Source organism: Actinotalea subterranea (genome assembly GCF_008364845.1).
GTDB classification, from domain to species: Bacteria; Actinomycetota; Actinomycetes; order Actinomycetales; family Cellulomonadaceae; genus Actinotalea; species Actinotalea subterranea.
On the sequence record NZ_VTTP01000002.1, the window covers coordinates 290,594 to 303,107 of the forward strand.

At 74.9% G+C, this 12,514-nt stretch carries 11 protein-coding genes; 10 read left to right on the top strand and 1 reads right to left on the bottom strand.

The annotated features are described in order from the left end of the window. Window position 1: 1 nt before the first annotated feature. On the top strand, window positions 2-2,119 hold the full coding sequence (locus tag FZ988_RS04315; RefSeq protein ID WP_246169200.1) for an iron ABC transporter permease: 2,118 nt from the start codon (window positions 2-4) through the stop codon (window positions 2,117-2,119). Between the two features lie 48 nt (window positions 2,120-2,167). On the opposite strand, the gene FZ988_RS04320 is transcribed toward FZ988_RS04315, so the two are convergent. Continuing rightward, the gene (locus tag FZ988_RS04320) at window positions 2,168-2,461 is read right to left on the bottom strand and encodes a DUF4287 domain-containing protein (protein WP_149202776.1); all 294 of its coding nucleotides are present in this window, start codon (window positions 2,459-2,461) and stop codon (window positions 2,168-2,170) included. Window positions 2,462-2,656: 195 nt separating this feature from the next. Here FZ988_RS04320 and FZ988_RS04325 point away from each other — a divergent pair, with 195 nt between their 5' ends. From FZ988_RS04325 to FZ988_RS04365, 9 genes are all read left to right on the top strand, one after another. Beyond that, window positions 2,657-4,330: a cation:proton antiporter family protein gene (locus FZ988_RS04325; RefSeq protein ID WP_149202777.1), complete on the top strand. Its 1,674-nt coding sequence runs from the start codon at window positions 2,657-2,659 to the stop codon at window positions 4,328-4,330. 162 nt (window positions 4,331-4,492) lie between these two features. Then, window positions 4,493-6,448, top strand: a complete 1,956-nt coding sequence (locus FZ988_RS18430; RefSeq protein WP_246169201.1) for a metallophosphoesterase — start codon at window positions 4,493-4,495, stop codon at window positions 6,446-6,448. A 128-nt stretch (window positions 6,449-6,576) separates the two neighbouring features. After that, the gene (locus FZ988_RS04335) at window positions 6,577-7,266 is read left to right on the top strand and encodes a copper resistance CopC family protein (protein WP_188078963.1); all 690 of its coding nucleotides are present in this window, start codon (window positions 6,577-6,579) and stop codon (window positions 7,264-7,266) included. Then, entirely contained in the window at window positions 7,263-8,003 is a 741-nt protein-coding gene (locus tag FZ988_RS04340) for a YceI family protein (RefSeq protein ID WP_149202779.1), read from the top strand. Before FZ988_RS04335 ends, FZ988_RS04340 begins: the two co-directional genes overlap by 4 nt. Before the next feature lie 42 nt (window positions 8,004-8,045). Then, a complete protein-coding gene (locus tag FZ988_RS04345; protein ID WP_149202780.1) occupies window positions 8,046-9,044 on the top strand; it encodes a metal ABC transporter solute-binding protein, Zn/Mn family in 999 nt (332 codons plus the stop codon). Then, on the top strand, window positions 9,041-9,775 hold the full coding sequence (locus tag FZ988_RS04350) for a metal ABC transporter ATP-binding protein (protein ID WP_149202781.1): 735 nt from the start codon (window positions 9,041-9,043) through the stop codon (window positions 9,773-9,775). The genes FZ988_RS04345 and FZ988_RS04350 overlap by 4 nt, the downstream gene beginning before the upstream one ends. A 13-nt stretch (window positions 9,776-9,788) precedes the next feature. Then, window positions 9,789-10,616 (top strand): metal ABC transporter permease, encoded by an 828-nt coding sequence (locus FZ988_RS04355; RefSeq protein WP_149202782.1) that lies wholly within the window; start codon window positions 9,789-9,791, stop codon window positions 10,614-10,616. Then, the gene (locus tag FZ988_RS04360; protein ID WP_149202783.1) at window positions 10,613-11,278 is read left to right on the top strand and encodes a metal-dependent transcriptional regulator; all 666 of its coding nucleotides are present in this window, start codon (window positions 10,613-10,615) and stop codon (window positions 11,276-11,278) included. Before FZ988_RS04355 ends, FZ988_RS04360 begins: the two co-directional genes overlap by 4 nt. Before the next feature lie 104 nt (window positions 11,279-11,382). Further along, window positions 11,383-12,501 carry a fatty acid desaturase family protein gene (locus tag FZ988_RS04365; protein ID WP_149202784.1) on the top strand — a complete coding sequence of 373 codons (1,119 nt, stop codon included), beginning with the start codon at window positions 11,383-11,385 and terminating at the stop codon, window positions 12,499-12,501. Window positions 12,502-12,514: the final 13 nt, after the last annotated feature.

Below are 12,514 nucleotides of genomic sequence, written 5' to 3' on the forward strand. Positions count from 1 at the left end.
CGTGGCCGCATCCCTCACCCGGGCGCCTGCGCGCCCGTCCGGCACCCTCGTCGAGGTGCCGGACGGGCGCGCGGGTCGCCCCGGCCTCCGGCTGACGCTGCTGGTCTGCGGCCTCCTGGCCGCGCTGGTCCCGCTGGCGGTGTGGCACCTGACGCAGGGCACCTCCGACGTCGGCGCGGACGACCTGCTCGCCTGGCTGACCGGGGACCTGGACGACGCGAGCCTGGCGACGGCCGTCGTGCTCGAGTCGCGGGTGCCGCGGCTCGCGGCGGCCCTCGTCGCAGGCCTCGCGCTCGGCGCGGCCGGCGCGACCCTTCAGTCGATCACCCGGAACCCGCTCGCGTCGCCCGACACCCTCGCGGTGAACAGCGGTGCGTACCTCGCGCTGAGCGTCGCGTCCGTCGTCGGGCTGCCGATCGCGTTCGCCGGCGACGTCGCGGTCGCGTTCGTCGGCGGCCTGCTCGCGGCGGGTGCCGTGCTCGCCCTCTCCGGCGGGACGCCGACCGCCGCGGGCACCCGCCTCGTCCTCGGCGGGACGGCGCTCGCGATGGCGATGGCGTCCGTCACGACGGCGCTGATCATCCTGCGCCCGATGGAGGCCCGGGGGCTCATCGCGTGGTCGGCCGGGTCGCTCGGTCAGAACGGGATGGGGACGGTGCGCTGGGCGCTGCCGCTCGTCGTCGCCGGCCTGGTGCTCGCCCTGCTCCAGGCGCGCCGCCTCGACCTGCTCGCCCTCGGCGACGACCACGCCGCCACCCTCGGCGTACCCGTGCGTCGAGCGCGCCTGGTCGCGCTGGTCACCGCGGTGCTCCTGGCGGCGACGGCGGTCGCGACGACCGGCCCGCTCGACTTCGTGGGCCTCGCGGCGCCCGCGCTCGTGCGGCTGCTCGTGCCCTGGGTGCCCGGCCTGCACCGGCACCGCGCACTGCTTCCCGCCTCCGGGCTCGCCGCGACGGTCCTCGTGCTCGCCGCCGACGCCGGGCTGCGCGCCCTCATCGGCCCGCAGGCGTCCGTCATGGTGCCCACGGGGACGATCACCGCCCTGCTCGGTGGGGCCGTCGTCGTGGCGGTCGCCCTGCGCCTGCGCTCGCGCAGCCTCGGCGGCGCGGTCGCCTCGCTGCCCGTGACGGGTGTCGGCGTGCGGCATCGCGGGGTGGTCGTCGCCGTCGCGGCGGCGGTCCTCGTGGCCGCGGCCGTCGCGGCCGTCCTGCTCGGCGACCGGGTGCTGCTCCTCGGTGACGTGGCCGTCTGGCTCAGCGGCGACGCCGGGCCGCTGGTCAGCGGGGTGCTCGGCACCCGGGTGCCACGCGTCGTCGCCGCCGTGCTCGCGGGAGCCGCCCTCGCCGTCGCGGGAGCCGCCGTGCAGGCGGCCGCACGCAACCCGCTCGCCGACCCGGGGATCATCGGCGTCGCGGGGGGCGCGTCCGTGGGCGCGGTGCTCGTCGTGACGTTCGTGCCGCTCGCCGGGTTCTGGGCGCTGGCAGGCGCTGCCGGCCTCGGGGCGCTCGCCGCGTCCGCGCTGCTCTTCGCGCTCGTCGCGCGGCGTGGCCTGGCCTCCGACACGTTCGTCCTCGTCGGCCTGGGCATCGGCTACGTCACCACGGCCCTCGTCACGGTGCTCGTCGTGACGACCGACCCGTTCAATGCCGCGAAGGCCCTGACGTGGCTCGCGGGGTCGACCTACGGGCGCACCTACGAGCACCTCGTGCCGCTCGCGCTCGGCTGCCTCGTGCTCGTGCCCCTCGTGTGGGTGCAGCACCGGAGCATGGACCTCGTCTCGCTGGACGAGGACACCCCCCGGGTGCTCGGCCTCGCGCCGGGGCGGGCGCGCGCGACCCTGCTCGGCGCGGCGGTGCTGCTCACCGGCGTCGCCGTCGCGGCCGTCGGGCTCGTCGGGTTCGTGGGGCTGGTCGCCCCGCACGCCGCGCGGGCGCTCGTCGGCAGGCGGCACCGCGTGGCCGTGCCGCTCGCCGCGCTCCTCGGGGCGACGCTCGTGCTCGTCGCCGACACCGTCGGGCGCACGGCCGCGGCCCCCACCCAGCTGCCCGCCGGCCTCGTCACGGCGCTGGTCGGCACGCCCTACTTCCTCTGGCTGCTGGGCCGCGCGGGCCGCCGCTGAGACCCGCGTCCCCGCGCCGGGCTCCCCGGAGCGCCTGGGCGCGCAGGCTCACCAGTCCTTGGGCATCGACGCCTTGCCGTCGAGCCAGAGGCGGTCCGTCGCGTCGGCGTGCGTACCGTCCGAGCCGACGTGCGTGGCGCTGATGCGATCGCCCTTGGTGATGACGTGGACCATGGCCATCGCGTGGCCCCGTCCCAGGTCGTGCTCCTCCTTGAGCCACTCCACGATCGGGCCGGCCTTGGTGCCGGGGCCGAACCCGCGCTCGGTCGCCTGGGCCAGGAGCTGGCGCGGTGTGAGACCCGTCCTGGCCTCGATCGTGTCGAGGTAGGCCTGGAACGACATGTGCGTTCTCCGTCCGGTCGGTGGGCGCGGCGGCCGTCCCGGCCGCGTCGGCGGTGCGGTGCCGCTCGGTGCAGGCGTCAACGGTGTCGAACGCACGCCCTGGATGTCCAGACCGTCGTCGGGCGGCGCACGGCGCGATCCTCGTAGCGGGCAGAATGGGGAGCGGACCACCCGCGCCGACGCGAGAGGAACGCCGTGGCAGCAGTGGCGCTCTACCTCGGGGCCGCGCTGCTGGGCGGCCTCCTGGCGGTCCTGCTGCGCCTGCCGCCGCTCGTCGGGTTCCTCGTCGCCGGGTTCGCGCTGGGAGCCGGGGGAGCGTCGCCCCCGCCGTACCTCGAGCCGGTCGCTGAGCTCGGCGTCGTCCTCCTGCTCTTCGCCATCGGCCTCAAGCTCGACGTGCGCACGCTCCTGCGCCGCGAGGTCTGGCTCACCACCGTCGTGCACATGGCCGTGAGCGTGGCCGTCGCGCTCGGGTTCCTCGGTGTCCTGGCCGTGGTCGGCTTCGGATACGTCGCCGACGAGTCGTTCAGCGCCCTCGCGCTCGTCGGGTTCGCGCTCTCCTTCTCCTCGACGGTCTTCGTCGTCAAGGTGCTCGACGACCGCTCCGACACCACCTCGCTCTACGGCCGCATCGCCGTCGGAGTGCTGGTCATGCAGGACGTCGCGGCCGTCGTGTTCCTGTCCCTGTCCAGCGGCGAGCCGCCGAGCCCCTGGGCGCTGCTGCTGGTCCTGCTCCTCCCGGCGTCCTGGGTGCTGCACCGGGTGTGGGACCGCGTCGGGCACGGCGAGCTCCAGGCGCTGTTCGGCGTGGCCGTGGCCGTGGTGCTCGGGTACGGGCTGTTCGAGCTCGTCGGGATCTCGGGCGACGTCGGGGCCCTCGTCGTCGGCGTGCTGCTCTCGACGCACCCGCAGGCGGGCGAGCTGTCCCGGTCCCTGATGACGTTCAAGGACCTCATGCTCGTGGCGTTCTTCGTGCAGATCGGGCTGCACGGGACACCCCACCTGCTCGAGGTCGGCCTGGCGCTGATCCTCCTGCTCGTCCTGCCGTTCCAGGTCGGCGCCTACGCGCTCGTGCTGTGGCTCATGCGGCTGCGACGGCGGACCTCGTTCCTGGCGGGCCTCGTGCTCTCCAACTACTCCGAGTTCGGCATCATCGTCGCGGCCGTGGGAGCGACCAGCGGTCTGCTCGACGAGCAGTGGGTCGTGGTGATCTCCCTCGCGGTCGCCTTCAGCTTCGTCCTGTCGTCCGTCGTCAACCGGCGCGGCGTCGAGCACGCGACACGGCTGTCCCGGCTCCTGCCCGCGCGGGACAGCGACCGCCTGCACCCCGACGACCGGCTCGTCGACGTGGGAGCCGCCGACGCGCTCGTCCTGGGTCTCGGCCGTGTCGGCGCCTCGACCTACGCGCGCCTGCGGGACGAGTACGGGCTGTCGGTGGTCGGGGTCGAGCACGACCGGACCCGCGTGCAGGCGCTCGAGGACGAGGGGTTCGAGGTCGTGCGGGCCGACGCGACCGACCTCGAGTTCTGGACCCGGGTCCAGCGGGCCGGCCGGGTCCAGGTGGCGGTCCTCGCGATGCCGTTCCACAACGCCAACCTGATCGCCCTGGCGCGTCTCCAGGCCGCGGGGTTCACGGGCCGCGTCGCAGCCGTCGCGCGGTACGACGACGACGTCGCCGAGCTCCAGCGGCACGGCGCCGACGCGGTGTTCCACCTGTACGGATCGGCGGGCTTCGCGCTCGCGGACCACGCCGCGGAGGTCCTGATGCGAGGGCGGACGGGCGCGCCGGCCGAGCCCCACCCGCCGGCGCGGCCCGGGGACGAGCAGGACGTGCTCGAGCCGCTCGACCGGTACACCGAGCCCGCGTAGCGCAGCGTCGGGCCCGCTCGGGCCCGAGCAGAGGGCCCTGCCACGCGGCGTGGGCCGCGAGCGCCGGGCGTTTCGCTCTGGGCGAACGCGGTGCCGCGGAGCCGTGCTGGGCCACGACCTCACCGCTGGTCCCAGGTCCGCGGATGGGCCACGCTGGAGATCATGCCCCCCGACCCGCGCCCCGAGCCTCGCGGGCGGGCCTGGGCCCGGATGGTCCGGCGGTCCGCCGGTGGCCTGCGCGCGTTCCGCGGCCGGACGGCAGCGGGTGGTGGCGGGAGCCGGCCGGAGAGCGTGGCCCGCGCCATCCTCCGACGTGTCGCGCTCGGCCTCGCGATCCTCGTCCCCGCGGCGTGCTGGGGCGTGGCGACAGCGTCCGCGGAGGCGAGCCTCGGTCCCCACGTCGCCCGGTACGACGTCACGCTCGACCACGAGATCACCGTCGACCTCGGCCCCCTGGGGACGCTCGTCATCGACTCGCCGCTCCCGCTGACGCTCGGCGCGCGCGTCGTCGTCCAGGAGATCCCGCGCGAGGTCACCGCCGTCGAGCAGGTCGACACGCTTGCCGCGCTCGGCGAGGACCTCCAGGGGTACGTCCAGTTCTTCAGCGGGCCCGAGGCTGCGCTCGACGTCGCCGTCCGCTCGCTGCTGGCCGACGCCGCCCGGCGCACGCTCCTGGCCGCGGTCCTCCTCGCGCTCGCCGTGTGGGGCAGCCGCGCCCTGCTCGGGGGCGCGCGTCGCGCCGAGCTGAGCGCCGCCGTCGCGCCCTACCGACCGGTCGTCACAGGTTCTCTGGTGGTGGGTCTCGCCCTGGCCAGCACGCTGACCGCGAGCGAGCCCGGTGCGCAGGACCGGTCCGGCGCGACGTCCGCCTCGGCCGTGTTCGACGGGACGCCGCTTGAGGGCGCCCGCATCACCGGACGCCTCGCGGGCGTGATCGACACCTACGGCGGCTACGTCGTCGACGCCTACCGCGAGAACGAGGCCTTCTACGACGGGGCCGTGACCGCGCTCGAGGCGTCGTGGGACGAGCGGGCGCAGGCCGAGGCGGCGCTCGAGGCGTCCCGCACGGCGTCCGCGAGCCCCACGGGTCGCCCGACCGCAGGTGACACGCAGCCGCCGGACCCAGGTGACCCGGGTGACGCGGCTGACGGCGACGACGCGGGGGAGCAGGGCGCGGGTGGGGAGCAGGGCGAGGACGGCGCCGGGACGGGCAGCGACGCCGCGCGTGGGTCCGCGACGGGCGCGCCCACCGGCACGGGCTCGTCCAGCACGCCCGGCACGACCTCCGGCACCGACGCGGAGGACGAGGCGGGGGCTGACGGGAGCGCGGACGAGGAGGCCTCCGAGCCGGTGACCGTCGTGGTGGTGAGCGACCTGCACTGCAACGTGGGCATGGCCAGGGTGATCCGCAGCGTCGTCGGGCTGGCTGGCGCGGACGTGGTGCTCAACGCGGGCGACTCGACCGTCAACGGGACGGCCGTCGAGTCCTACTGCGTGAGCGCCTTCGCCGACGCCGTGCCCTCCGGGGTGCCGCTCGTCATCGCGGACGGCAACCACGACAGCGTCCAGACCGCCGAGCAGGAGCGTGCCGCAGGTGCCCGCGTCCTGGACGGTGGTGTCGTCGAGGTCGCGGGGATCCGGGTCCTCGGCGACTCCGACCCGAACGCGACACGCGTGGGCATCGGCACCCTCCCGGTCGGCGAGGAGACGGTCGCCGACGCGGGCCGCCGCCTCGCCGACGTCGCCTGCGCCGAGGAGGACGGCGTCGACCTCCTGCTCGTGCACAACCCGAACGTCGGCAACGCGACGCTGGACCGCGGGTGCGCACCCGCCCAGATCTCCGGGCACCTGCACCGTCGGGTCGGCCCCGTCCCGGTCGGCGAAGGAGTCCGGTACGTGAGCACGAGCACGGCCGGCGCGGCCCTGGGCCAGGCGACGATCGGGCCGCTCAACGGCGTCGCCGAGATCACGGTGCTCCGCTTCGACCCGGACGCGCGCGAGTTCGTGGACCAGCGGCTCGTGCGCATCCACCCGGACGGCTCGGTCGGCGTCGGCCTCGCGGTCCCGTGGCCGAGCCCGACGCGCGAGGACGTGCCCGGACCCGACGAGCCGCAGTGAACCGCCGTGGTGCCGGTTCCCGGGAACCCGGTCGGGCAGCGTAACGTTGTCCCGCCGTCGCCCCCGACGACGGCGCGACCACGGGCGGGTGGGTGCTCGCCGCGGCCGCGGGACGAGGAAGGAGCGGTGTGCGAGAGCCACGGAGCAGGCGTGCCCGGGCGATCGCGACGCTCGCGCCCGTGCTCGCGACGGCCGTCCTGACGCCGCTGGTCGGCGCGGTCCTCCTCCTCGCGTCGCCGTCGCCCGCCGCCGCTCACGACACGCTCCTCGGTACGGAGCCCGCCGCGTCCGCTGCCCTCGACGCGCCGCCGACGCAGGTCCAGCTCACGTTCTCGGCGGACCAGCTCGCGGTGGGCGCTGTCGTCGAGGTCACGGGAGCGGGTGCTGCGTGGGGTGACGGAACGCCGGTCGTCGCGGGGTCCGTGGTCACGCAGGCGCTCCTGCCGGGCATGCCTGCGGGCGAGTACACGGTCACCTGGCGGTCCGTCTCGGGCGACGGGCACCCCGTCGAAGGGGCGTACACGTTCACGGTCGCGGGCGTCGCCGACGCCGCGGCCGCAGCGGTGAGCGCCGAGCCGAGCACGACGCCCGCCGCGAGCGGGGCGACTGACGAGGCGACGAGCGGCCGCAGCCCCGAGCAGACCGACGGGCAGACCGCCGCGCCCAGCGCTGAGCCGTCGAGCAGCCCGGCGACGGACACGCCCGACGTCGACCTCCCACGCTCCGACGCCGGTGGCTGGCTCGTCGCCGGGATCACCGTCCTCGCCGTCGGCGCGGTCGCCGCCGTCGTGCGCATCCGTCGGACGGCGAGCGGATGAACGACACCGCACGGCACGGCAGCACCCTGCCCCCGGAGCACCGGCGCCGCTGGCTCGTCACGACCCTCGTGGTCGTCGTGGTCGCCGTCGGCGCGGTCGTCGGCGGCCCGTGGCTGTACGCGCGCGTCGTCATGCCCGAGGCGCGTGACCCCCTGGCGCTGAGCAGCCCGACCGCCACGCCGGGTGCGGACAGCGAGGCGCAGAGCGTCCCGGCGTCCACGGACGTCGAGGGCGCCTGGCAGGTCGGCGAGGGGTCGCTCGCCGGCTACCGGCTGGGAGAGGTGCTCTCCGGCGAGCAGGTCACCGTCGCGGGCCGCACCGACGGGGTCACGGGGACCGTCCAGATCGAGAACGGCGCGTTGACCCAGGCGCGCGTCGTGGTGGACGTCGCGTCGATCACGACGGACGAGTCCGCCCGTGACGCGTACTTCCGGCGCGCGCTCGACACGACGACGTACCCCGAGGCGACGTTCGAGCTCACCGCACCCGCAGACGTGTCCGCGGTCGCGACCGCCCTCGGGACGGTCACCGTCACCGCAGAGGGCTCGCTGACGTTCCACGGCGTGACGCAGCCCGTCCAGGTCGCGCTCGAGGTGCAGCGCACCCCGACGGGCGTCGAGGTCGTCGGGCAGGTGCCGGTCACCCTCGAGGACTACGGCCTCGACGCGCCCGACCTGGGGTTCGTCACCGTCGAGCCGTCGGGCGCGATCGAGCTCCTGCTCGTTCTGACCCGCTGACCGACCCGTGGCGCCCGTGAGGCGCTCGGCCTACAGTTCGGTGTGCCGAACTTCTGGCTCCACGTCGCGCCGCCGGGTGCGCGCGCCTGCCGCCGCGCCGGTGCGGCGGTCCTGGCCGCGGCCACAGCCACGTGCGCGGCCTGCGCGACCCCGGCCGCCGCGCGTCCCGACGACGGGCGGCCCGTCGTCCTGACCACGTTCACGGTGCTCGCGGACATGGCCGGCGCCGTCGCGGGCCCGGACGCGCACGTCGAGTCGATCACCGGCGTCGGCATGGAGATCCACGGCTACGAGCCCACCCCGGACGACCTCCGGCGGGCCGCCGGCGCCGACCTGCTCCTGGCGAACGGCCTCGGGCTCGAGGCATGGCTCGAGGCCCTCGTCGAGCCGCTCGACCTGCCGACGGTCGAGCTCGCCGACGAGGTCGACGTGGATCACCTGCCGACGCAGGGCACGCGAGCCGGCGCCTCGGGGACCGGCTCGCCCGGGACCGACCACGCCCCGCTGAACCCGCACCTGTGGATGTCGCCCGACCTCGGGGTCCGGTACGTCGGTGCCATCGCCGACGCGCTCGCGGACCTGGACCCGGCCCACGCAGCCGCCTACGAGGAGCGGGCCACCGCCTACGCGGCGCAGATCGAGGCCATCCGGACCGACCTGACCGAACGGCTCGAGGGGCTGCCCGAGGCCCACCGCCTGCTGGTCACGTGCGAGGGCGCCTTCTCCTACCTCGCGCGGGACGCCGGCCTCGCCGAGGCGTACCTGTGGCCCGTCAACGCCGAGCGGCAGGGGACGCCCCGGCAGGTCGCCGACGTCATCCGGGCCGTGCGCGCCGCACAGGTCCCGGCAGTGTTCTGCGAGTCGACCGTGTCGGCGACGGCGCAGCGGCAGGTCGCACGCGAGACGGGTGCGCGGTTCGCCGGCGTGCTCTACGTCGACTCGCTGTCCGAGCCGGACGGCCCCGTGCCGACCTACCTCGACCTCCTGCGCCACGACGCGGACGTCGTCGTCGCCGGGCTGACGGGCGAGGAGGCGTCGTGAGCGAGCCCGCCCTGGACGTCCGGGGCCTGACCGTCCGCTACCGCGACGTCGTCGCGCTCGAGGACGTGACGGTGCAGGTCGCGCAGGGGCAGGCGTGCGGCCTCGTCGGCATGAACGGCTCGGGCAAGTCGACGCTGCTCAAGGCGGTCGTCGGGCTGGTCCGGCCCGACGCGGGGTCCGTCGCCGTCCTCGGCGGGACGCCTGACGCCGCTCGCGCGGGCGGCCTGGTCGGCTACGTGCCGCAGGTCGACGACGTGGACCGGGACTTCCCGGTCACGGTCGACGACGTCGTCCTCATGGGGCGCTACCACCGTATGGGCCGTCGGCGGCGCACGCGTCCGGTGGACCGCGCGGCCGTCGACGAGGCGCTCACCCGCGTCGGCCTCGCGGATCTCGCCGGCCGGCAGATCGGTCGCCTGTCCGGCGGTCAGCGCCAGCGCGTGCTCCTGGCGCGCGCCCTGGCCCAGGAGGCGCGCGTCCTCCTCCTCGACGAGCCGTTCACCGGCCTCGACGTGGTCTCCGAGGCCGCGATCACCGCCGTGCTGCGCGGGCTCGTCGACGACGGCTGCACGGTGCTGCTCTCGACGCACGACCTCGCGACGCTCCCGGAGCTGTGCGAGACGTCGGTGCTGCTGCACCGCCGGGTCCTCGCCCAGGGTCCGACGGCGGACGTCGTCACACCCGAGAACCTCGCACGGACCTTCGGGCTCGACGCGCGGGCCGAGGCATGACCCGGGAGGCGCCATGACCTGGTGGGAGGTCCTCGTCGAGCCGTGGCAGTTCGAGTTCATGCAGCGCGCCCTGCTCGTGACGGTGCTCGCCGGGGTGGTCGCGGCGGTCCTCAGCTGCTGGCTCGTCCTCATCGGCTGGTCGCTCATGGGTGACGCGGTCTCGCACGCCGTGCTCCCCGGCGTCGTCCTGTCGTACCTCGTGGGGGCGCCGTTCGCCGTCGGCGCGCTCGTGTTCGGACTCGGCGCCGTCGGGCTGATCGGCGCCGTGCGGGAGACGACGCGGCTCAAGGAGGACACGGCCATCGGCGTCGTCTTCACGACGGCGTTCGCGGTGGGTGTCGTGCTCGTCTCGACGACCCCCAGCCAGGTCGACCTGTCGCACATCCTCTTCGGCAACGTCCTGGGGGTGTCCGACGCCGACATCGTGCAGGTCGTCGTGCTCGCGGCGGTCGCGCTCGCCGTCCTGGTGGCGCGCCGTCGGGACATCACGCTGTACGCGTTCGACCGGGTGCACGCGCACGTCGTCGGGCTGCCCGTGCGGCGCATCGGCGCGATGCTGCTGCTCCTGCTCGCACTCGCGGTCGTCGTCGCCCTGCAGGCCGTGGGTGTGGTCCTCGCGGTCGCGATGCTCATCACGCCGGGGGCGACGGCGTTCCTGCTCACCGACCGCATCGAGCGCATGCTCGTCGTGGCACCGCTGGTCGCGACCGTCTGCGCCGTCGCGGGGATCTGGACGAGCTACCTCCTCGACGCGGCGAGCGCCGGGCTCGTCGTCGTCTTCCAGGGGCTCGCGTTCGCGGTCGCCTACGTCGTGGCCCGCCGCCGGGAGCGGGTGCGATGACCCCCGCGAGGACGCCCGGCGGCCGGCGGGAGCCCGGTCTCACGGCCGTCGCGCAGGACTACCTCAAGCTCGTGTGGACCCTGCAGGAGTGGTCGCCGGGCCCCGTGACCACCTCGGTGCTCGCGGAGCGTCTGGGCGTCGGCGCGCCGACCGTCTCGGAGACCGTCGCCCGCCTCGTGGCGCGCGGCTGGGTCGAGCACGAGCGCTACGGAGGGGTGAGCCTGACGCCGGACGGCCAGGCCCTCGCGCTCGCGACCGTGCGCCGGCACCGGCTCATCGAGACCTGGCTCGTCGAGCACCTCGGGTACGGCTGGGACGAGGTCCACGACGAGGCCGAGGTGCTCGAGCACGCCGTCTCCGACGTGTTCGTCGAGCGCGTCGACGCACGGCTCGGGCGACCGGTGCGCGACCCGCACGGCGACCCGGTCCCGGCCGCGGACGGGACGGTCCGGCGCCCCGACGCGGTGCCCCTGGTCGAGCTGGCGCCGGGCGAGCGGGGGCGGGTCGCGCGCGTGTCCGACGAGGACCCCGAGGTGCTGCGCGAGTGCACCGCCGCGGGCGTGGGGCTCGACACGCTGCTCACCGCGCCCGTGAGCCTCTCGGCGGCGGCCGTCCGGGCGATCCGTGTGGTCCGTGCGGACACGCCGGCCGTCGGTCGGTAGGACCTCTGTCCCTTTCGGCATCCGCAGGTTACGCTTGCGTAGGTAAACCGATCCGATGTGCTGCCGACGGCATCGCGTCGCCCCCCCATCAGACCGGGATGTGCATGAACCCCTCGCCTCGCACGACAGCCCTCACGGCCACCGACGCCGACGTCCAGGCGGCCCCCGCGACCCCGCGCGAGCGGCAGGTCAGCGAGTTCACGGCGCTGACCCGCACCGTCCAGGAGGCTGGGCTCATGCGGCGCCGGTACGGGTACTACTGGACCCGCTTCGTCGTCATCACGGCGATGCTCGTCGGTCTCGGCGTCGCCTTCGTGATGATCGGCCCGTCCTGGTGGCAGATGGGCATCGCGGCGCTCCTCGCGCTCGTGCTCGGTCAGGTCATGTTCCTGGGTCACGACGCGGCGCACCGCCAGATCTTCGCGTCGGGCCGGTGGAACGACTGGGCGAGCCTGGTCATCGCGAACCTGTACGCGGGCATGAGCTACGGCTGGTGGCAGCACAAGCACAGCCGGCACCACGCCAAGCCGAACCAGATCGGTGCGGACCCGGACATCGACACGGGCGCCCTCGTGTTCACGACCGAGGAGCTGCCGAAGCCCCGCACCGGGCTCGTCGGCTGGTTCACGCAGCGGCAGGGGTGGCTCTTCTTCCCCCTGCTCCTCCTCGAGGGCCTGAACCTGCACATCTCGGGTGTCCGGACCATCTTCGGCCGCGGCGAGGTCAAGCGGCGGCCCGTCGAGATGGCCTTCGTGACCCTGCGCCTCGGCGGCTACCTCGCGCTCGTCTTCTGGCTCCTCCCGGTCGGCATGGCGTTCGCCTTCCTGGGCGTCCAGCTCGGGATCTTCGGCGTCTACATGGGTGCCGTCTTCGCGCCCAACCACAAGGGCATGCCGATCGTCCCCAAGGACGCCAAGATCGACTTCCTGCGGCGCCAGGTGCTCATGAGCCGCAACGTCAAGGGCGGCCGGGTGATCGACGAGTTCATGGGCGGCCTGAACTACCAGATCGAGCACCACCTCTTCCCGAACATGGCCAGGCCGCACCTGCGCAAGGTGCAGCCGATCGTCCGCGAGTTCTGCGCGAGCCGCGGCATCCACTACACCGAGACCACCCTCGCCCGGTCGTACGGCATCGTGATCCGGTACCTCAACACCGTCGGCCTCGCGGCCCGGGACCCGTTCCAGTGCCCCCTGACGCTGGAGTACCGCTCCGCGCGCTGACGGGCGCACCGCC